Annotated in this window: 23 protein-coding genes and 1 tRNA gene; 12 read left to right on the top strand and 12 right to left on the bottom strand. The window is 68.3% G+C overall.

What is annotated here, in order from left to right; genetic code table 11:
- Positions 1–69: 69 nt before the first annotated feature.
- The 4 genes from QE389_RS11060 (at position 70) to arfB (ending at position 3,906) form a co-directional block, all read left to right on the top strand.
- The gene (locus QE389_RS11060) at positions 70–1,551 is read left to right on the top strand and encodes an amidohydrolase (protein ID WP_307367240.1); all 1,482 of its coding nucleotides are present in this window, start codon (positions 70–72) and stop codon (positions 1,549–1,551) included.
- Positions 1,551–2,930 carry an amidohydrolase family protein gene (locus QE389_RS11055; RefSeq protein ID WP_307367238.1) on the top strand — a complete coding sequence of 460 codons (1,380 nt, stop codon included), beginning with the start codon at positions 1,551–1,553 and terminating at the stop codon, positions 2,928–2,930. Before QE389_RS11060 ends, QE389_RS11055 begins: the two co-directional genes overlap by 1 nt.
- 119 nt (positions 2,931–3,049) lie before the next feature.
- Positions 3,050–3,508 carry a YaiI/YqxD family protein gene (locus tag QE389_RS11050; protein ID WP_307367236.1) on the top strand — a complete coding sequence of 153 codons (459 nt, stop codon included), beginning with the start codon at positions 3,050–3,052 and terminating at the stop codon, positions 3,506–3,508.
- Positions 3,505–3,906 carry an alternative ribosome rescue aminoacyl-tRNA hydrolase ArfB gene (arfB, locus tag QE389_RS11045; protein WP_307367234.1) on the top strand — a complete coding sequence of 134 codons (402 nt, stop codon included), beginning with the start codon at positions 3,505–3,507 and terminating at the stop codon, positions 3,904–3,906. Before QE389_RS11050 ends, arfB begins: the two co-directional genes overlap by 4 nt.
- 15 nt (positions 3,907–3,921) lie before the next feature.
- Here arfB and QE389_RS11040 read toward each other — a convergent pair whose 3' ends face one another.
- From QE389_RS11040 to QE389_RS11020, 5 genes are all read right to left on the bottom strand, one after another.
- The gene (locus QE389_RS11040; protein ID WP_307367232.1) at positions 3,922–4,542 is read right to left on the bottom strand and encodes a hypothetical protein; all 621 of its coding nucleotides are present in this window, start codon (positions 4,540–4,542) and stop codon (positions 3,922–3,924) included.
- A 179-nt stretch (positions 4,543–4,721) separates the two neighbouring features.
- Positions 4,722–5,213: a hypothetical protein gene (locus QE389_RS11035; protein WP_307367230.1), complete on the bottom strand. Its 492-nt coding sequence runs from the start codon at positions 5,211–5,213 to the stop codon at positions 4,722–4,724.
- 14 nt (positions 5,214–5,227) lie between these two features.
- Positions 5,228–6,715 (bottom strand): 2-polyprenylphenol 6-hydroxylase, encoded by a 1,488-nt coding sequence (gene ubiB, locus QE389_RS11030; RefSeq protein ID WP_307369052.1) that lies wholly within the window; start codon positions 6,713–6,715, stop codon positions 5,228–5,230.
- Between the two features lie 80 nt (positions 6,716–6,795).
- Positions 6,796–7,584 (bottom strand): class I SAM-dependent methyltransferase, encoded by a 789-nt coding sequence (locus tag QE389_RS11025; RefSeq protein WP_307367227.1) that lies wholly within the window; start codon positions 7,582–7,584, stop codon positions 6,796–6,798.
- A 31-nt stretch (positions 7,585–7,615) separates the two neighbouring features.
- Positions 7,616–8,320, bottom strand: coding sequence for a Crp/Fnr family transcriptional regulator (locus QE389_RS11020; protein WP_307367225.1), 705 nt, complete (start codon positions 8,318–8,320; stop codon positions 7,616–7,618).
- A gap of 114 nt (positions 8,321–8,434) precedes the next feature.
- On the opposite strand from QE389_RS11020, the gene QE389_RS11015 reads away from it, so the two are divergent.
- The 3 genes from QE389_RS11015 (at position 8,435) to QE389_RS11005 (ending at position 9,697) form a co-directional block, all read left to right on the top strand.
- Positions 8,435–8,740, top strand: a complete 306-nt coding sequence (locus QE389_RS11015) for a 4a-hydroxytetrahydrobiopterin dehydratase (RefSeq protein ID WP_307367224.1) — start codon at positions 8,435–8,437, stop codon at positions 8,738–8,740.
- Positions 8,737–9,531: an SDR family oxidoreductase gene (locus QE389_RS11010; protein ID WP_307367222.1), complete on the top strand. Its 795-nt coding sequence runs from the start codon at positions 8,737–8,739 to the stop codon at positions 9,529–9,531. Before QE389_RS11015 ends, QE389_RS11010 begins: the two co-directional genes overlap by 4 nt.
- 89 nt (positions 9,532–9,620) lie before the next feature.
- Positions 9,621–9,697: transfer RNA gene (locus tag QE389_RS11005), tRNA-Arg, on the top strand.
- Positions 9,698–9,765: 68 nt separating this feature from the next.
- On the opposite strand, the gene QE389_RS11000 is transcribed toward QE389_RS11005, so the two are convergent.
- The 3 genes from QE389_RS11000 to QE389_RS10990 form a co-directional block, all read right to left on the bottom strand.
- Positions 9,766–10,056 (bottom strand): DUF167 domain-containing protein, encoded by a 291-nt coding sequence (locus QE389_RS11000; protein ID WP_307367220.1) that lies wholly within the window; start codon positions 10,054–10,056, stop codon positions 9,766–9,768.
- Positions 10,057–10,128: 72 nt separating this feature from the next.
- Positions 10,129–11,058: an electron transfer flavoprotein subunit alpha/FixB family protein gene (locus QE389_RS10995; protein ID WP_307367218.1), complete on the bottom strand. Its 930-nt coding sequence runs from the start codon at positions 11,056–11,058 to the stop codon at positions 10,129–10,131.
- A gap of 1 nt (position 11,059) precedes the next feature.
- The gene (locus QE389_RS10990; RefSeq protein ID WP_307367216.1) at positions 11,060–11,824 is read right to left on the bottom strand and encodes an electron transfer flavoprotein subunit beta/FixA family protein; all 765 of its coding nucleotides are present in this window, start codon (positions 11,822–11,824) and stop codon (positions 11,060–11,062) included.
- A gap of 116 nt (positions 11,825–11,940) precedes the next feature.
- Here QE389_RS10990 and QE389_RS10985 point away from each other — a divergent pair, with 116 nt between their 5' ends.
- Complete coding sequence (locus QE389_RS10985; protein WP_307367214.1) at positions 11,941–12,285, top strand: hypothetical protein; 345 nt, start codon at positions 11,941–11,943, stop codon at positions 12,283–12,285.
- Positions 12,286–12,310: 25 nt separating this feature from the next.
- Here QE389_RS10985 and QE389_RS10980 read toward each other — a convergent pair whose 3' ends face one another.
- Both QE389_RS10980 and QE389_RS10975 read right to left on the bottom strand, forming a co-directional pair.
- Positions 12,311–12,883, bottom strand: coding sequence for a cob(I)yrinic acid a,c-diamide adenosyltransferase (locus QE389_RS10980; RefSeq protein WP_307367212.1), 573 nt, complete (start codon positions 12,881–12,883; stop codon positions 12,311–12,313).
- A 4-nt stretch (positions 12,884–12,887) separates the two neighbouring features.
- Complete coding sequence (locus QE389_RS10975) at positions 12,888–13,091, bottom strand: twin transmembrane helix small protein (RefSeq protein WP_307367210.1); 204 nt, start codon at positions 13,089–13,091, stop codon at positions 12,888–12,890.
- Between the two features lie 140 nt (positions 13,092–13,231).
- On the opposite strand from QE389_RS10975, the gene QE389_RS10970 reads away from it, so the two are divergent.
- Positions 13,232–15,409 carry a TonB-dependent receptor domain-containing protein gene (locus QE389_RS10970; RefSeq protein WP_307367208.1) on the top strand — a complete coding sequence of 726 codons (2,178 nt, stop codon included), beginning with the start codon at positions 13,232–13,234 and terminating at the stop codon, positions 15,407–15,409.
- Positions 15,410–15,532: 123 nt separating this feature from the next.
- Entirely contained in the window at positions 15,533–16,687 is a 1,155-nt protein-coding gene (locus tag QE389_RS10965; protein ID WP_307367206.1) for a hypothetical protein, read from the top strand.
- 41 nt (positions 16,688–16,728) lie between these two features.
- On the opposite strand, the gene QE389_RS10960 is transcribed toward QE389_RS10965, so the two are convergent.
- Complete coding sequence (locus QE389_RS10960) at positions 16,729–17,478, bottom strand: dienelactone hydrolase family protein (protein ID WP_307367204.1); 750 nt, start codon at positions 17,476–17,478, stop codon at positions 16,729–16,731.
- 118 nt (positions 17,479–17,596) lie between these two features.
- On the opposite strand from QE389_RS10960, the gene QE389_RS10955 reads away from it, so the two are divergent.
- Both QE389_RS10955 and QE389_RS10950 read left to right on the top strand, forming a co-directional pair.
- A complete protein-coding gene (locus tag QE389_RS10955) occupies positions 17,597–18,223 on the top strand; it encodes a PadR family transcriptional regulator (protein WP_307367202.1) in 627 nt (208 codons plus the stop codon).
- Complete coding sequence (locus QE389_RS10950; RefSeq protein WP_307367201.1) at positions 18,220–19,023, top strand: siderophore-interacting protein; 804 nt, start codon at positions 18,220–18,222, stop codon at positions 19,021–19,023. Before QE389_RS10955 ends, QE389_RS10950 begins: the two co-directional genes overlap by 4 nt.
- On the opposite strand, the gene QE389_RS10945 is transcribed toward QE389_RS10950, so the two are convergent.
- Positions 19,010–19,630 (bottom strand): alpha-ketoglutarate-dependent dioxygenase AlkB, encoded by a 621-nt coding sequence (locus QE389_RS10945; protein WP_307367198.1) that lies wholly within the window; start codon positions 19,628–19,630, stop codon positions 19,010–19,012. The genes QE389_RS10950 and QE389_RS10945 overlap by 14 nt on opposite strands.
- Between the last annotated feature and the right edge of the window lie 199 nt (positions 19,631–19,829).

The raw sequence follows: 19,829 nt of genomic DNA, 5'->3' as shown, positions 1-19,829 counted from the left end.
CGAAACACTCTTCTATGCGCGCCGGAGGGACGTCGTCGCACGGCGTCCACATGGGATAAAGGGGTTCCGATGATCGGACATCATCTGCGGGGCGTCGGCCTCGCGGCGCTGGCCAGCGCGGCCTTGGGGCTGACGGCCTGCGCCACCACGGGCGAGACCAGGCCGGACACGGCCCAGGCGCGCCCGGCGCGCGATACGGCCCTGGCGGCCGGGCTGGATCCGTCCAAGACCCTGGACCCCTATCCTTCGACCTACCAGCCCCTGCCGCGAGAGAACTTCGCCGTGGTCGGGGCCACCGTCCTGACCGGCACGGATCGCAAGATCGAGAACGGCGTGGTGGTGGTTACGGACGGCCGCATCGCCGTCGTTGGCGACGCCTCCACCCCCGTGCCCGTCGGCTACAAGGTCGTGGACGCGCGCGGTCGCTATGTGACGCCCGGCGTCATCGACGTGCACAGCCACCTGGGCGTCTATCCCTCGCCCGGCGTGCAGGGCATGAGCGACGGCAACGAGGCCACCAGTCCCAACACCGCTCAGGTCTGGGCCGAACATTCGCTGTGGCCCCAGGATCCCGGCTTCAACACCGCGCGCGCGGGCGGCGTGACCACGCTTCACATACTGCCCGGCTCGGCCAATCTGTTCGGCGGGCGCGGCGTGACCATACGCAACGTGCCCTCGATCACCAGCCAGGGGATGAAGTTCCCCGGCGCCCCCTACACGCTGAAGATGGCCTGCGGCGAAAACCCGTCGCGCGTCTATGGCGGCCGCAACCAGAGCCCGGCGACCGGCATGGGCAATATGGCCGGCTATCGCGCCGCCTTCATCGCCGCGCGCGAATACAAGGCCAAGTGGGACAGATGGCAGGAAACCCACGAGGGAACGCCCCCGACCCGCAACCTGCAGAACGAGACGCTGGCAGGCGTTTTGGACGGCTCCATCCTGATCCAGAACCACTGCTATCGCGCCGACGAGATGGCGCTGATGATGGATATGGCCAAGGAGTTCGGCTACCGCGTCACCACCTTCCACCACGCGACCGAGGCCTACAAGATCGGACCGCGCCTGGCCGCCGAGGGTGTCTGCGCGGCCATGTGGACAGGCTGGTGGGGCTTCAAGATGGAAGCCCTGGACGCCATCGAGGAGAACGCGGCCCTGGTCGACGCGCCGCAGGGGTCCTGCGCCGTCATCCACTCCGACGACGCCGAACTGACCCAGCGCCTGAACCAGGAGGCCGCCGCCGCCTTGTCGGCCGGTCGCCGCGCGGGGCTGAACATCCCAGAGGAACACGCCATCGCCTGGTTCACCTCCAACGCCGCCAAGGCCATCGGCATCGCCGACCAGACCGGCTCGCTTGAGCCCGGCAAGCGCGCTGACGTGGTGATCTGGAGCGCCGATCCCTTCTCCATCTACGCCCGCGCCGATCAGGTGTTCATCGACGGCGCCCTGGCCTTCGACCGCGCCGACCCGGCCTATCAGCCGACCAGCGACTTCGAACTGGGCCAGCCCGGCTATGGGCTGAGCGCCGCCAACGTCAAGGAAGGAGCCCGCTGATGCGCCTGTCTCACATTCTCGCGGGCGCCGTCGCGGCCCTGTCTCTCGCCCCTGCCGCCTTCGCTCAATCCGGGCCTCAAACCGCGCGTAGCGCGGTAGGCCCCAATGAAGTCGTGGCCATCGTCGGCGGTCGTGTCCTGACCGGAACCTCCGTCATCGAAAACGGCACGGTCGTCATGCGCGACGGCAAGATCGTCTCGGTCGGCGCGGGGGCCGCCCCGGCTGGCGCGCGCGTCATCGATGCGGCGGGCAAGACGGTGGCGCCCGGCTTCGTCGCCGTCGATTCCGGCCTGGGCGGCGCCGAAGTCGGCTCGGTCAGCGGCACCAACGAGTTGCGCAATCGCTCCAACACCCTCAGCGCCGCCTTCGACGTCTCCTACGGCCTGGACCCCTGGTCCTTCACCCTGCCGGTGGCGCGCCTGGGCGGCATCACCCGCGCCGTGGTCGTGCCACAGCACCCGGGCTCGTCCGGCGGCCATGTGCACGAGGACGACACCGCCGGGGCCGGCGACGGCGGCTTCCAGACCCCCGGCCTGTTCGCCGGCCAGGCGGCCGTCATTCAGCTGGCTCAGGGGCCGGACATCCTGGTCAAGTCGCGCGTGGCCATGGTCGCCCCGTTCGGCGAGGCCGGAGCCGACATCGCCGGCGGAGCGCGCGGCGCCCAGTTCGTCCTGTTCAAGGAGACGATGGCCGAGGTTCGCCTCTACGCCCGCAACAAGGCCGCTTATGAACGCGCGGGCCTGCGCAGTCTCAGCCTGTCGCGCGCGGACCTGGAAGCCCTGATCCCCGTGGCCAATGGAACCCAGCCGCTGATCGTCACCGTCCACCGCGCCTCGGATATCCGTCAGGTGCTGCGTCTGGCGCGCGAGGAAGGGATCAAGATGATTCTGGACGGGGCCGAGGAAGGCTGGCTGGTCGCCGGCGACATCGCTGCGGCGGGCGTTCCGGTCCTTCTGAACCCCCTGTCCAACCTGCCCAGCGACTTCGAGATGCGGGCCGCGCGGGCCGAGAATGCGGCGGCTCTGAACGCCGCCGGGGTGCTGATCGCCATCAAGGGCAACGAAGGCTCGACCCACCGCGCGCGAGAGGCCCGCTACAACGCCGGCAACGCCGTCTCGCACGGCCTGCCCTATGGCGCGGCCATCGCGGCCCTGACGACCAACCCGGCCAGAATCTTCGGCATGGAGGGCCGGTTCGGCCAGATCGCGCCCGGCGCCGCCGCCGACGTGGTCGTCTGGTCCGGCGATCCGCTGGAGCCGCTCAGCCAACCGTCGGCCATCTTCATCGACGGGGTCGAACAGCCCCTGACCAGCCGCCCGCTGCTGCTGCGCGACCGTTATCGCCAACAGACGCCCATGCCGCCGGCCTATCGCAACTGAGGATCACACTGGGACGAACGAAGGGCGGGGCCGCATGGTCCCGCCCTTTTGCTTTGGGGCGCACATCCAAAACCACTATGCTGGGCCGCAAGAAGCGAAGCGCGATAGGCCCCATAAGAATGCCCACCGTCCTCTACATCGACGCCGACGCCTGCCCGGTGAAGGAAGAGGTCTATCGCGTGGCGCGACGCTATGGGCTGAAGACCTATGTCGTGTCCAACGGCTGGATGCAGGTCCCACGCGAAGCCCTGATCGAGCAGGTGGTGGTGGACGCCGGCCCCGACGTGGCCGACGACTGGATCGCCGAACGGGCGGGCGAAGGCGACGTGGTCGTCACCGCCGACATCCCCCTGGCCGACCGCTGCCTGAAGGCCGGCGCTCAGGCCTTGAAAGCCAACGGCCAGCCCTTCACGCCGGATTCCATCGGCTCGGCCCTGGCCGGGCGAATGATCGGCGAGCATCTTCGCTCCATCGGCGTGGCGACCTCGGGACCGCCGCTCTTTTCGACCGCCGACCGCTCGCGCTTTCTGCAGGCTTTGGACCAGGCCGTTGTCCGGGCGCGCAAGGCCGCGCCATGACGACCATCCCCGAGGAGGAGCTGGAGTTCCGCTTCTACCGCGCCGGCGGGCCGGGCGGGCAGAACGTCAACAAGGTCTCCACCGCCGTGCAGATGCGGTTCGACGCGAAGAACTCTCCCAGCCTGACCGAGCCGGTCAAGGCGCGGCTGATGAAGCTGGCGGGCAGCCGACTGACCCTGGATGGGGTCATCCTGATCAACGCCGTGCGTCACCGCACCCAAGAACGCAACCGCGCCGACGCCATGGAACGATTGCAGGCTATGGTGGACGAGGCCTCGATCAAGCCGGTCTTCCGCGTCCCGACCCGCCCGACCCGCGCCTCCAAGGAGCGCCGCCTTCAGGCCAAGACCAGCCGCTCCGCCATCAAGTCCGGCCGGGGCAGGCCCAGCCTGGACTGACATCCGGACGGACCGTCAGCATTCATATCGGCTGCAATAGCGGCGTCGAAGTTCCTTAAGGGCATCCAGTTCGCGCGGAGTTTCGGCGGGGATGCTGGCCATGAACGCCTCTTGCGTCGGCGTCGAAACCTTCTCGCCTCTCAGAATGCGCTTCAGATCGCGCTCGCTGAATAGATGAGTCAGTTGCACGGCGCGCACCTCCTTCAGATCGGCTTCACTGAAGGGCATGAGTTCGTCGATCCAGGCCGAAACCACCGCCCTCCGATCGTGATCCAGACCGTCCAGCCTGTCCCAGGACTCTTCCGTGGGATCATCCGCGCCAGAAACGACCTGCCGCGCCAAAGCCAGAACCTCAGGCGTCGGTGCAGGCAAAGAGCTCTGGCGACCTGGAGCCGATGGAAACGCCTCAACCGTGAAGTTGACCCGCGTGCGAAATGAGCCGCCGACGATTCGCTCGCCAGATCGCGCCGCCCGTATGGTTCCGCTCGCGGCGACGAGACGCGCCGCCGCCCCGAAACCCAGGCCGGGCGGGGACTCTGCGATCACTCGACAATTGAACGGATGGCCGTCCTCGTCGGCGCGGCATTGCAATGTGGCGGAACCGCCAATTCCCAACCAGGTCGCGAAAGCCGGCATCAGCGCTTGCGTCAGCTCACCGTCCGGGCATCGATTCCCATCGAGCCTCAACATAGGTCTGTGCGTAAGTTGGGGCGGCAAACGCCAACACGACGCACATCACGCTCAGTCCGAGAAGTTTCATCGCCACCCCGCTTGAGGCGATGATGATCAGAGAAGCTAGGCCGTGTCCAGAACGCTCAGTCCTGCGCGGGGCGGAACAGGAGAGCGGCGATCTTGTCGTCGGCGTCGAAGCCGATCATCCATTCCGTGACCTGATTGTCGAACGTCACCCTGAACAGTTGGGCTTCGCCTTCCTGACGTTGATAGGCGACCGACTTGATCGCGCCGAAGCTCTTGATCAGCGGCGTGACCTGCGCCGACTGCTCGCGGATCTTGGCGGCCAGATTGGGGGTGAAGGCCGAATAGTCGAAGCCCGAGCCTTGCGCCGCCGCGATGACGCCGCGCAGGGCCTCTTCCGCGCGGGCGATGTCGGGGGCCTGGGCCTCCGAGGCGGGCGCGGCGGGGCGAGCGGCCGGGGCTTGGGCCTGAGCCGGCGCATCGAAGCTGTTGGGCACGGCGCCGGCGGCCGCGCCGTCGGACTGGGCCAGGGCCGCGCAGGGCGCGATCATCAGGGCGGCGGCGGCAAGAGGCGCGCTTGCCAGGGAAAGAGTCTTCAGGGTCGTCTTCATGACGAAGCCTCCGGTCAGTGCAGATAGGGCCACAGGGACAGACCCAGGGACGCCAGGGCCGCGATTGTCGCGACCGTGACGGAAACCGCCACCCAAGCGGGGGTTCCCGACTTTTCCATGACCACCGTCGCAGGCGGCGGCGGGTTCTGCGCCAGGCGCGAGACGGCGCGGGCGGCGGCGATCATCTCGTTCAGGGCGTCACGGGCCTGGGCCTGCGGCCCCAGTTCGCGGCGGATCCAGCGTTCGACCACCGGCTGGGCCGCCTTCCACAGGTCGTGATCGGGGTTCAGGCGGCGGGCCACGCCTTCAACCGACACCATGGTCTTCTGCAGCAGGATCAGTTCGGGTCGCAGCCGCATGTCGAACAAGGCGGTGATCTCGAACAGCTGACCCAGCAGGCGGCCCATCGACACCTGGCTGGCGGCGCGGCCGATCACCGGTTCGCCCACCGCGCGCAGGGCCTGGGCGAAGGTCTCGACCGAATGGTGCGGGGGAACGTAGCCGGCCTCGAAATGCACGCGGGCGATGCGGTCGTAGTCGCGGCTGATGAAACCCCACAGGATTTCGGCCAGATAGCGCCGCTCGGCCGGTCCCAGCCGCCCGACGATGCCGAAGTCGATGGCGGTCAGGTGGGCGGGGGCGCTGGCGAACAGATTGCCCTCGTGCAGGTCGGCGTGGAAGGCGCCGTGGTCCAGCGCCTGCACCAGAAAGGCGCGCACCACATTGTCGGCCAAGAGGTCCGCGTCCAGCCCCGGCAGATCGCGCAGGGCCGGATCGGTCATGGGCACGCCCGGCGCCCATTCCAGCGTCAGCACCCGCTTGCCGACCCCGTCCCAGACCACGGGCGGGGCGGTCATGTAACCGTCCTTGGCCATGACCTCGGCCATTTCGCTGGCGGCGGCGGCTTCCAGCCGCATATCAAGCTCCAGGTCCAGCGACCGAGCGATGGTCTCGACGAATGCCTGGGGCTCCAGCCGCCGCGCGGCCGGTATGAAGCGCCAGACCAGGGCCGCGCCCAGCCGCATGGAGTCCAGGCCGTCGGCGACGCGCCGCTCCACACCGGGACGCAGCACCTTGACCGCCACCGCCCGGCCGTCGGCCAGGGTCGCGCGGTGCGCCTGGGCCAGGGAGGCGGCGGCCACCGCAGGCCCCAGGCCGATGAACAGGCTGTCGACCGGCCGACCCAGCGACCGTTCGATCTCGCGCCGCGCCACGTCCTCAGGGAAGGGCGGCAGGGCGTCCTTCAATCGCCCCAGGTCGCGGGCGAACGCCAGGCCGAAGATATCGGCGCGCGTGGCCAGCACCTGGCCCAGCTTGATCGCCACCGGCCCCAGATGCTCGAACGCCTGGCCCAGACGCTGGCCGGGCCGCCCCTGTCGTCCGGCGCGGCCTGAGAACATCTGCACGAAGCGGGCGAAGGGCCGGGTCCAGGCGGGCAGAAGCGGCGTCACCTCGCGCGGGATCAGGGCGTCGTGACGCGCCAGCACCCACAGCCAACCCATCAGCCGCAGGAACGCGGCGACCGGGTGCTGCACCGCCACGGTCGCGGGCGGCGGCGGAGCCGTGCGATAGATTCTGCTGGTCAGATCGCCCACCCGTGGTGGATGGCGGCGATCCCGCCCGACAGATTGGTCACGGACACCCGCTTGAAGCCGGCGTCCTCGATCAGGGCCTTGAACGCCGACTGGTCTGGAAAGCGTCGGATGCTCTCGACCAGATACTGATAGCTGTCGCGATCCTTGGCCACCCAGCCGCCGATGCGCGGAATGGCGTGGAAGGACCAGGCGTCATAGACCTTGCGGATCGGGCCGGTCGTAGGCCGCGAAAACTCCAGGCACAGGAACCGGCCGCCGGGCTTGAGCACACGCCGCGCCTCGGCCAGGGCCTTGTCGATATGGGCCACGTTGCGGATGCCGAAACTGATCGAATAGGCGTCGACCGAAGCGTCGGGAAGCGGCAGATTCATCGCGTCCCCGACCGACCAGCTCATTTCCGGCTCGCCGCCCTTGTGGACCCCCGCTAGGATCATTTCGGCGTTGTAGTCCAGCACGATGACCGAGGCGTCCTCGCCCCCGCGCCTCGCTTGCGCCGCGCGCGCCATCTTGGAATAGCGACGCGCCATGTCGCCGGTGCCGCCCGCCACGTCCAGGATCGTCTCGCCCGGACGGGGGTTCAGCTTGGCGGCGGCGATGTCCTTCCAGATGCGGTGGACGCCCACGCTCATCAGGTCGTTCATCACGTCGTAATTGGAGGCCACGGAATCGAACACGCCGCGCACCATCCTCACCTTCTCGCGCGCATCCACGTCGCGGAATCCGAAGGAGGATCGGTCGCCCTGGGAATGCGGGCCGTGCGGGGAGGCGTCGGTCATGGCGACGGTCTAGCGCGTCGCGGCGGCCGCGTCACGCCGCCTGAGGACGTGGAAGATGCAGCTCCCGAGCCACTTCGCGCATCAGGCCGTAACAGCCGCACGACGCCGCCTCCAACCCTTCGCGGTCGGCGACCCGGAGCCAACCGCGCCCCCGCTCGATCAGGCCCCGCTTCTCCAGCACCGCCCCGACCTCGGAAACCGTGGCGCGCCGGACCCCCAGCATGCCCGCGATGTCGGCCTGGGTCAGATCCAGCCGGTCGTCCTCGGCTCGGTCGTGCAGCGTCAGAAGCCAGCGCGCCAGCCGTTCGTCCAGGGTGTGCTGGGCGTTGCAGGCCGCGGTCTGCTGCACCTGGGCCATCAGTCCTTCGGTATAGCGCGACAGGGCCAGGCGCAGGCTATCGCTGACCTCCAGCGCCGCGCCGAAAGCCTCGGCGTCGCAACAGGCCGCCAAGCCCTCGCGCTGGCTGACCGCACGACTGACGGCGCGGGCGTTCATCGGACCGCACGTCACCCCGACCAAGCCTTCGCGGCCGATGGCGGCGGTCTCCACCGCCTTGTCGTCGGGAAGCAGGGTCATCAGGGAGACCACGCCCTTCAGCGGAAACCAGACCTGGTCCACCGGCGCCCCGGCGTCGAACAGCACCTGGCCCCGCGCCATGTCGCGCAGGTGCAGATGGGGCTCGATCCGCGCCCGGTCCTCGACGTCTAGGTCGGCGATCCACAGATTGTTTCTCATCGCGCACTCCCGGGTCAAACGGTGACGCTTGCTAAACGCCAAGCTTGGCCGCCCGTTCCCCCGCTTGCCGTCGTCGGCCGGGCGCCTTAGCCCTGTCGCAAAAGAGGAACGCTCATGACCCACGCCCGCCTTGACCCTGCGGAAATCCTGAATTCGCTTCCGCACTGGCGGTTGGCCGAAGACGTCCGGCCGGCCCTGACCCGCACCCTGCGCTTCGCCGATTTCAACGCCGCATTCGGCTTCATGACGCGCGTGGCCATGGCTGCGGACAAGATGGATCACCACCCCGAATGGTCGAACGTCTATGACCGGGTCGAGGTGCTGCTGACCACGCACGATGCCGGCGGCGTGACCGAAAGAGACGTGGCCCTGGCCCGCTTCATTGATCAAACCGCCGCCGAAATGGGGGTCCGTGCATGAGCGCCCAACATCCCGGCCGCGTCGCCGGCAAAAAGGTTCTGATCACGGGCGCCGCCGGCGGCCTGGGCGAGGCCATGGCCTTCATGATGGCGCGCGAGGGCGCGACCCTGGCCCTGTCCGACGTCGATGGCGACCGGGTCGTGGATCTGGCCCGCCGCGTCAACGCCCAGACCCCCGACGCGGCCTTCGCCTACGCCCACGACGTGGCCAGCGAGGACGACTGGGTCCGCGTGGTCGCCGACGCCGCGCGGGACCTGGGCGGCCTGTCGGTCCTGGTCAACAACGCGGGGGTCGGCGGCCCGCTGGCCTTCGTCGAACAGGACACGGTCCAGAACTGGCAGCGTCAGTACGAGATCAACCTGCGCTCCATCATGCTGGGCGCCAAACACGCCCTGCCGCATCTGCGCGCCTCAGCCCCGGCCTCCATCGTCAACATTTCTTCGATCGCCGGCTTGGCCGCCGCCCCCGGCATGGGCGCCTATAACGCCACCAAGGCCGGCGTCTGGATGTACACCAAGACCCTGGCGCTGGAGGCGGCCAAGGCGGACTGGAACGTGCGCTGCAACTCGGTCCACCCGGTCTTCATCAAGACCCCGATCCTGGACCCCTTCATCGCCATGGCCGGCGGGGACGAGGCCAAGGCCGCCGAACGCCTGGCGCGCGGCATTCCCCTGAAGCGGATCGGGGAGCCCGACGACGTCGCCTATTGCGTCCTCTATCTGGCGTCCGACGAATCCAAATTCGTCACGGGGTCCGAGTTCAAGATCGACGGCGGCATGACGGCCCAATAGGCTCCGAACGCCTCAATCCGCGCATTCGGGATTGAGGCGGCCCCCACCTTGCTGTAAGCGCGTCTTCCCGGCGGACCGATCCGCCCCGCGCACCCGTAGCTCAGCTGGATAGAGCGTTGCCCTCCGAAGGCAAAGGTCACACGTTCGAATCGTGTCGGGTGCGCCATTTCTCTCCGAGAGCATTCACGTCAGGCGTCACCCAGGCGAGATACGATGGCCTTACCGGGGCAAGCTTTAATCCGGGCGTGTGACGCCGCTCAGGCGCGCTTCCAAGGCGGCCTCGTCCAGGCCTTCGACCACGATCATCTTCAGGCGCGATTGGCCGCCGCGCGTCAGGGCCACCGACGATTTCGGCGTCCCCAGGGTCTTGGCCAGAAATTTGATCAGGGCGACGTTGGCCTCTCCATCCACCGGGCGGGCGCGCACGCGGACCTTCAGCACGCGCCGACCATCGGGATCGACGTCCCAGCCGTCGATGCGGTCGGCGGCCGCGCCGGGCTGAAGCTTGATCGGCAGTTGGGCCATGGGCGCTTTCACGAACGAAAAAGGGCGCGACGTCCGACGTCGCGCCCTTCTCTATAGGCCCGGCTGACCCGATCAGCCCAGAGCGGCCATCAGCTCGGGCACAGCGGTCTTGTAGTCCGCGACCAGGCCATAGTCGGCGACCTGGAAGATCGGGGCGTCCGGGTCCTTGTTGATGGCGACGATGGTCTTGGAGTCCTTCATCCCCGCCAGGTGCTGGATCGCGCCCGAGATGCCCACGGCGATATAGAGCTGGGGCGCGACCACCTTGCCGGTCTGGCCGACCTGATAGTCGTTCGGCGCGTAACCCGCGTCGACGGCCGCGCGGCTGGCGCCGATGGCGGCGCCCAGCTTGTCGGCCAACGGCTCCATGATCGCGTGGAATTCGTCGGCCGAGCCCAGGGCGCGGCCGCCCGAGACGATGATCTTGGCTGCGCCCAGTTCCGGACGATCCGACTTGACCATTTCCTCCGACACGAAGGCGGTCTTGGGCGCCTCCGCGCCGGCGACGACTTCCACAGGGGCCGAGCCGCCCTCGGGGGCGGCTGCGAAGGCGGTCGGACGCACGGTGATCACCTTCTTGGCGTCGGACGACTGGATCGTCTCCAGCGCATTGCCGGCATAGATCGGGCGCACGAAACTGTCCGACGAAAGAACCTCGACGATGTCGGAAATCGGGGCGACGTCCAGCTTGGCGGCGATGCGCGGAGCGAAGTTCTTGCCGTCGGTCGAGGCCGGGGTCAGGATCGCGTCGTAGCCGGCGGCCAGCGGAAGGACCGTCGCCTCGACCGCCTCGGCCAGGGCGTGACCCAGACCGGCGCTCTCGGCCAGCAGCACCTTGCGGACACCGGCGATTTTGGCGGCGCTGTCGGCGGCGGACTTGGCGTTCTGACCCACGACCAGAACGTCCACGTCGGACGACAGGGCCAGGGCGGCGGTCACGGTCTTGTGGGTGGTGTCGCGGACGGCGGAGCCGTCGTGATCGGCGATGACGAGGACGGCCATATTACAGCGCTCCCGCGGACTTGAGCTTGGAAACCAGTTCGGCCGCATCGGCGACCTTGACCCCGGCCGACCGCTTGGGCGGCTCCGTGACCTTGAGGACCTTCAGACGGTCGGCGACATCGACGCCGTAGTCGGCGACCGCCTTGAGGGCGATCTCCTTCTTCTTGGCCTTCATGATGTTGGGCAGGGAGGCGTAGCGCGGCGTGTTCAGCCGCAGATCCACCGTGACGACCGCCGGCAGTTCGGCGGCGAGGGTCTGCAGCCCGCCATCGACCTCGCGCGTGACTGTGGCCTTGCCGCCCTCGATGACCAGTTTCCCGGCGAAGGTGGCCTGGGGCCAGTCCAGAAGAGCGGCCAGCATCTGGCCCACCGCATTGTTGTCGCCGTCGATGGACTGTTTTCCCATCAGGACCAGATCGGGCTTCTCCTCCTCGACCACCGCCTTCAGCAGCTTGGCGACGGCCAAGGGCTCCAGGTCCGTGTCCGACTGGATCAGCAGACCGCGATCCGCGCCCATGGCCAGGGCGGTGCGGATCGTCTCCTGGGCCTGGGTCACGCCGATGGAGACCACGACGATCTCGTCCGCCGTTCCGGCCGCGTGATGCTCCTTGCCTTCCTTTAGACGCACGGCCTCTTCGACGGCGATCTCGTCGAAGGGATTCATGCTCATCTTGACGTTGGCCAGATCGACGCCCGACTGGTCCGCCTTCACGCGGGCCTTGACGTTATAGTCGATCACCCGTTTGACGGGGACGAGTACCTTCATGGGTCTATCCGTGAAATCGCCTGAATGCAGGGGCAGGACATGGAGCGGTCGCGAAGGCCTGTCAACGTAACGCCGCGTCAGGTTTTCCCGCCGACGCCCCCTTAACGGACCCCGAGATGAAGCGTTTCCTGACCTTTCCCCGCCTGGCCATGATGTTCACCGCCGCCTTCGCTCTGGTCGTGGCGGGCATCTTCGTCCTTCAGGACTATTGGGTCGCCCCCGGCAAGCGGTGCGAGGCGGAGGGCAAGTGGTACGATATGGACAATCGCATCTGCGCCCAGCCGATCTCCATCGCCCAGATCACCGGACGCCCCATCGGCGTCTCGCGCGCCCAAGCCTCGGACGAAAAGAACCGCGAGCTGATTCGGATCGAAACCGAACTGGCCGCCCAGGACCGCGCTCGCGCGGCCGAGGTCGAGCGCCAGAAAGCCGCCCTGTCCCGGGCCACCCCCGCGAACTGAGGCCGTTCAGCGCTGATCGCCGGGCTTATCGAGTCCCGCCCGGCTTCCATTTGACGTCGTCGGCGCCGTTGGCGTTGGCGCGACGACCGGCCACGAACAGGTGGTCGGACAGGCGGTTCAGATATTTCACCGCCGCCGGATTGACCTCTGCGCCCGCCTCCATCAGCCGAACCGTCTCGCGCTCGGCGCGGCGACAGACGGTTCGGGCGACGTGCAGATGGGCCGACAAGGACGAACCGCCCGGCAGGATGAAGCTGTCCAGCGGTTTCAGGCTTTCGTTCATCCAGTCGATCTCGCGTTCCAGCCGCTCGACCTGGCTGTCCAGGATGCGCAGGGCCTCCCAGGCGGGCGGCGGGTCCAGCGGGGTGGCCAGGTCGGCGCCCAGATCGAACAGTTCGTTCTGGATGCGGCCTAGCATGGCGTCGATCCGGTCGTTCTGGCCGCTGTTCAGCCGGGCCACGCCGATGACCGCGTTCAACTCGTCCACGGCGCCATAGGCCTCGACCCGACGATCCGTCTTGGACACGGGCGCGCCAGAGGCCAGGCGGGTCTGGCCCTGGTCGCCCGTGCGGGTATAGATTTTGTTCAGCGTCACCATGGTCTCAGCCCCCGCTGGTCGCCTTCCAGACCATGCCGCCGACCAGCAGAAGCACCGCCGCCGCCTGCAGGGCGACGCGCAACCGCATCAACCGATTGGAATGGGTCCGCGCATAGTCCCCGCCGCGAAATAGCGAATAAAGCCCCAGGCCCAGAGTGACCGTCACGGCCAGGATGGCGAGGGCGATCAGGATGTCGATCAACTGCATGGCCTCCTTCTAGGCCCGCCCCACCGCCCTGACCAGCGACGGCTTGCCGCCGTCCTCTTGCGACCGATGGGCGCACCCCCCTTGGTCCGGGCCTGCGAATGATGTTGAGAGGCGCTCGCAACTAAGGGGCCTGTTTGCTTATGACCATCTCGACCCGCGCGCGGCTGATGTCGGGCGCCGCCTTCGTCCTTACCCTGAACGTCGCCGGCGTCGCCCAGGCCAAAGGTCCAGCCGACGATCAGCCGCGCGCGCCGTCGTCGCCTGCGGCGGAACTGGAGGAGGTGGTGGTCACGGCGTCCGGGTTCGAGCAAAGGATCAACCAGGCGCCGGCTTCGATCAGCGTCCTGCCCCGCGCCGAGATCGAGGAGACGCGCGCCGTCTCCATCGCCGAGATCCTGAACACCGTCGAAGGCGTCGACACCGGCGCCGCCGTCGGCAAGTCGGGCGGCCAGACCATCAACATCCGGGGCATGGGCTCGGACTACACCCTGATCCTGATCGACGGCCGGCGCCAGAACACGGCCGGCAGCGTCACGCCCAACGGCTTCGGCGAGACCGCGACCAGCTTCCTGCCTCCCGTTTCGGCCATCGAACGGGTCGAGGTGGTGCGCGGGCCCGTGTCCACCCTCTACGGCTCGGACGCCATGGGCGGAGTGGTCAACATCATCACCCGCAAGATCGGCGACCGCTGGGCCGGCGGTGCGACCGCGCACTATACCGTCCAGGGCGACGACGAGTTCGGCCCGATCCGGGGCGGCGACCTCTATCTGGCCGGCCCCTTGGTCAAGGATCGCGTCGGACTGTCGCTGCGCGCCTCCCGTTCGGAACGCGAACAGTCGCGCCTGACCTTCCAGGACGCCTCCGGCGCCGAGGCGCCCGTGACCGGCTTCGGCCGCAGCGCCACCGCCAACCGGATCTGGTCCGCGGGCGCCCGCCTGGCCTTCGACCTGCACCCGGATCACGACCTCTGGATCGACGCCGACGTAGCGCGCCAGTGGTACGACAACGCCAAGGGCCAGATGGGCACGGCGACCACCGCCGGCGGCTATGACAAGTTCCTGGAGTTCAACCGCGACCAGATCGCGATCGCCCACAACTGGCGCCTGCCCTTCGGTGTCCTGGAATCCAACTACTCCATCGGCCGCACCGAGACGGTGGGCCGCATCATCCCCCACGGCGTCGCCGGCGCGGGCGGCCCCCGCACCCTGGAGAGCGAGAACCGCATCGTGGACGCCAAGCTGTTCTCGCAGTGGGGCGCGCACACCTTCACCGTCGGCGGCCAGCACTGGGAGGCCGAAATGACCGACGGGGTGGTCTCCGGCGCGTTCCGCCACACCCAATGGGCCGTCTTCGCCGAGGACGAGTGGCGATTCACCGACGCCCTGGCCCTGACGGTCGGCGCCCGCCACGACGACCATTCGACCTTCGGCGCCCACTTCAGCCCCCGCGCCTATCTGGTCTGGAACCCGTCCGAGGTCTGGACGGTCAAGGGGGGGATCAGCCAGGGCTTCAAGACGCCCCGGCTGGAACAGCTGGCGCCGGGCATCAACGGCTTCGGCGCCCAGGGCCGCCTGCCGCTGCTGGGCAGCCCCGGCCTTCAACCCGAGACCTCTACCTCGACCGAGTTCGCCGTCCTGTATGACGACCGCGACCGCCTGCGGGCCAGCGCGACCCTGTTCCACAACCAGTTCGACGACAAGATCGCCAGCGGCGTGCCCATCGCCAACTGCCTGTTCGGCCTGACCACTTCCCAGTACGCGGCGGGCGGATACAGCACCTCCGGCTGTTACGACGTGGGCTTCTACACCCCCTATATCGCCACGGTCGCCACCTTCGGCCAGTCGGTGAACATCGACGAGGCGGTGACGCAAGGAATCGAGGCCACCGCCCGCTATCGCTTCGCCGAAAGCTGGACGGTGCAGGGCAACTACACCTTCACCGACAGCGAGCAGAAGTCGGGCGCGGCGGTCGGAATGCCCCTGACCGACACGCCGCGCCACATGGTCAACGGACAGGTGCGCTGGACGGCGACGGACCGGATGAATCTGTGGCTGCGCGGCGATTATCGGTCCGAACGCTATCGGGGCGCGGGTGCGGCCCAGGACGCCCTGGGCGATTACGGCGCCTACAGCCTGTTCCACCTGGGGGGCGCCTATCGGGTGGACGATCACCTGACCGTCCATGCGGCGGTCTATAACCTGTTGGACAAGGACTTCGTCAGCCTGCTGCCTTATGGCGCGCCGGTCGCCTATGCGCCGGAGTACGCCAACAACCAGGAACCGCGCCGCCTTTGGGTCTCCGTCAGCGCGGCCTTCTAGGGCCTGAATAACGCTTCAGCCGGAACCGCAGAGCAGTGCCGTCTAAAACGATCAGCCTCTAAGCGTCTTTCTTTTTTGAACGGCTAAGCCATTGGTCATCATTGTCTGCATACAGTGCAGTCCATGATCGATCGCGCCGTCCGCAATCTGGAACATCTGAAAGGCTCGGCCTCGACCGCTCGGGTGCTGAACCTGCTGAGCGTGTGGGAAGAACATGGCGACAGCCGCGCGGATGGCGCCGTGCGCAATCCCGACTGGGCGGCGCGGCCCATCTTCCGCACCCCGGCGCTGAACAGGTCGCTGATCATCAAGCACCGGCTGCGCCGCAATGAGACGGATCTGTTCACCGGTCGTCGCCAGGTCGCCACCAAACTGCTGGTGCCCATCGACGACCACGAACTTAAGACCGGCGGCCGCTACGCCTTCGTCAATCAGATTGGTTTCGAGCGGGTGATGATGGAGGCGTTCGGCATCGCCCCCGGTCATCCGGACCTGCAGACCCTGCGTCTGATCGACAAGCTGCCGTCGCTGGACCCTTTTCTGCTGCGCGAGCAGCTGCGTCGGGGCGGCCTGGACCCTTCGCCCTGTTATTTCTCGATCAGCGAGAGCGATCTTCAGCGGATGCAGGCTTTCGTGCGCGCCGAGATCGAGCCGCTGGTGACGCTGAGCCTGGGCGAGGACACCTTGGCCGTGGCGTCCGATTCCGCCTCGCGCATGGCCGCCAAGATCCTGTCGAACTCGCCTGGCGATCAGCTGGACGCCCTGCGTCTGACCCTGCGCCTGGCGCCCGAGCAGTATCAGGAGGGCGTCTTCTGCTGGAAAGGCTTCCTCTACTACAAATGGACCTTGGGGGCCCTGCTGAGCGACGTGGCCGCCGTCGCCGAATCCGTCCGCACCATCAAGCCGATCGGCAGGGCCGACACGTCGGCCAAGGAATATATCGCCCGCAGCCGCGACGTGCTGCGCGCCCGCATCATCAAGACCTGCGACGAGGTCAGCCGCACCCTGCGCGTCTATGACGACGCCTACGCCAAGCTGACGCGCGAGGGCCAACCGACGGCCTTCCGCGACTTCCTGCTGGATGCGCCGGCCATGTTCGCCAAGCTGGGCGACCAGCTGGGCGCGGTGCAGCACATCGTCAGCTACTGGCGCTTCCGTTTCGCCCCCGGCGCCTCGCCCGTCAATGTCGACGAGCTCATGGACATCTTCATGGACTTCGAAACCGGCCTTCTGGGCCGGGGGGAATTCCCGGACGCCCTGCCCAGCGCCGCCGCCTGAGAAACGCACCCCTCCTGAGAACGGGGGCCTGAGACAGGGCGTCAGAACGCCGGCGCCACATCGTTCAGGAAGGCCTGGAACCGGCGAAGCGCTTCCTGCGTCAGGGCGGGGTCGTGGCGCATCGGCCCGTTGTTCGTCGGCTCGTCGAAGGCGTGGGTGCCCCCCGCGATCCAGCTTTCCACATCGGCGCCGCAGTGGCGGATCATGGCGTTGACCTGTTCGGCGTTCCGCACCGTGGTCAGATGGTCTTGCCTGCAGGTCACGGCCAGGACGCGGGGGCAATGCCGCCAGGGCTTCATCCGGTTGAAGGCGAACGGCCCGATATAGGGATAGGCCAGCCACACCGCCTTGACGCCGGACAGGTCGGCGGAGTCCGGGTCCATCACCCCCATGTCGCCGGGCCGTCGTTCGCCGCTCATCATCTCCATGATCGACCAGCCGCCGTGGCTCCAGCCGGCCAGGGCCAGGCGTCGGGGATCCACGTCCGATCGCGCCGACACGGCCTGAATGGCCGCCAGGACGTCGCCCGCCCTCTCATAGCCCCGAAACGTCAAGCCGGTGCAGACCGTCGTCAGGGTGAAGGCCCGACCCCAGCCGCGCGGACCGTAGGAATCGACGACGAAGGCCCGCCAGCCCGCCGCCTTCGCCGCCTCGGCATAGCGGGGCAGGTGGGCGCGCGGACCTCCGCAGCCGTGAAACAGCAGCACGGCCGGTCGAGGCTTGTCGTCGTTCGGGCCGACGACGGTGACATGGGGCGCCAGCCGCGCCCAGCGGCGTTTCAGATCGTCCATGTCTTCTTAGGCCGCAAGGCGGGTCCGAGCGCCAGCCCCCACGCTCCGCCCCTTGCGCATTTCGATATTTCGATATATCTGAACAGACGTGATTAGATATATCGAAAAGGAACGGGCGATGCGATCCCACAAGAGCTTCCGCGGCCACGGCTGCGGCGAAAAACATGAACGGCGCAGCTTCGGGGGGCTGGGCTTCACGGGTTTCGGCTTCGGCCGGGGCATGCGGGGCGGCGGCTTCGGCCCCGGCTGGAGCGATCGTCCCGAGGGGCGCGGCCACGGACGACGCGGCGGCGGCCGTCTGTTCGACCACGGCACGCTGCGCTGGGTGCTGCTGTCGCTGATCGCGGACAAGACCAGCCATGGCTATGAGCTGATCAAGGCGGTGGAGACGCGCCTGGGCGGCGCCTATTCGCCCAGCCCCGGCGTCATCTATCCCAGCCTGACCCTGCTGGAAGAGATGGGCGCTCTGGTGTCGGAGACTCAAGGCGGCAAGAAGCTGTATTCCATCACCGAGGCGGGCCGCGCCCTGTTGGCCGAGAACGTCGAGGTGCTGCGCGCGGCCGAGGCGACCATGGGCAAGTTCGCCGCCCGCGCCGTGCGCCCGGCCGCCATTCAGGACGCCATCGGCCGGCTGCGCCAGGCCGTCCACACCCGCGTGACCGGCGAAACCGCCCTGACGGACGCCCAGGTGGAGGCCATCGCCGCCGCGATCGCGGCCGCGGCCGAGACGGTGGAAAAGGCATGAGCGCCCGCGACATCCAGCGGGTCCGACATGCGCTGAAATTCCGCGCCCTGACCGTCGCCACGGTCCAGGACCTGACCCCCTCGCTGCGGCGTGTCGTGCTGGAAGGGCCGGATCTGGAAGGATTCATTTCTCTGGGCTTCGACGACCATGTGAAAATCTTCCCGACGGCGGAGGGCCAGCCGCCGATCCTGCCGACCCCTGGTCCGGACGGGCCGGTCTTTCCCGAGCCGCGCCCGACGATGCGCGATTATACCCCCCGCGCCTTCGACCCCGCGATCAACCGACTGACGCTGGACTTCGTAACGGGTCACGGCGGGCCCGCCACGGAATGGGCCATGGCCGCCCGGCCGGGCGCGATCCTGGGCGTGGGCGGACCGCGCGGTTCCTTCGTCGTGCCGACCGACTACGCCGACCACGTGCTGATCGGCGACGAGACGGCCCTGCCCGCCATCGCGCGACGGCTGGAGGAACTGCCCGCCCAGGCCCGCGCCCATGCGGTGATCGAGGTCGGGACCGCCGCCGACAGGATCGCTCTGGAAAGCCCGTCGCAGGCCGCCGTGACCTGGGCGACGCGCGACGGCGCGCCACGCGGCGAGGGTCTGGCCCTGCTGGAGGCGGCCGAAACCGCCCTGGCTAGGGTCGATTCGGCCGACGCCTATGTCTGGATCGCCGCAGAGGCGGCCGTGGCCAAGGCGCTGCGGGCGGTCGCGCTCGACCTCGGCTTCTCGCCCAGGGCGATGAAGGCGGCCGGCTATTGGCGGCGCGACGAGCCGGGCGGCGAAAAGATCAGCCTGGACTGAGGCCGGCGCGACGCAGCGTCAGATTCAGACGCCCGCCGCCCGGGATCAGGCGCGACGACCCTTCCAGCACCCGGTCGATCCCGTGCCGAGCCAGCCGCGCCGGGCCGGTCAGGGCGCAGACGTCCCCGCTCTCCAGCCTCAAGGTCAGGGTGCGCCCGGCTTCGGCCGGACCGATGCGAAACATCCCCGCGTCGCCCAGCGACACCGACAGGACCGGGATCGACAGGTCCGCCTCGTCCCGGTCCTGATGCAGACCCATCCGGGCGCCGTCGCGGTAAAGATTGACCAGACAAGCGTCCGGCGCCGGGCCGCCCACCGTCGCCGCCCACAGGTCAAGAAGCGCCTGGGGAATATCCGGCCAAGACGCGCCGGTCTGCGGATGTGTGGGCTGATAACGATAGCCGCGCCGGTCCGAGACCCAGCCCAGCGGCCCGAAATTGCTCATCTGCACCGACAGCGGCCGGCCGCCCGGCGTCACCGGCCGATACAACGGCGCCGTTTCCAGCCGTGCGAACACGGCGTCCAGCAGTTCGACCTGGGCGCCGACGCCCAGCGCGCCCGGCCACAGCCGAAACCCCGCCAAGGCGGTCTTGACCTCTGAAATCATGCACGGCCTGCGAACATGGGCCGATCCTGCGCGAAAACCGGCCGCATCGCACGGCTGAATCGCAGATCGCCCTTGCAGGCCAAGGGCTCTTTCCCATATCGGGGCCAGCTTCGGAGAAACCCCGCAAAAGCTGGGGCTATCCGGCCCACCTAAACGCCAACCCAACTGGGGGCGGTCACGCGCGGCGCTTCGTCGAAGG

The sequence above is a fragment of the Brevundimonas sp. SORGH_AS_0993 genome (assembly GCF_030818545.1).
Classification (GTDB): Bacteria; Pseudomonadota; Alphaproteobacteria; order Caulobacterales; family Caulobacteraceae; genus Brevundimonas.
Note: the sequence above shows the minus strand (reverse complement) of the source record. Positions and strands in the feature narration are given on the sequence as shown.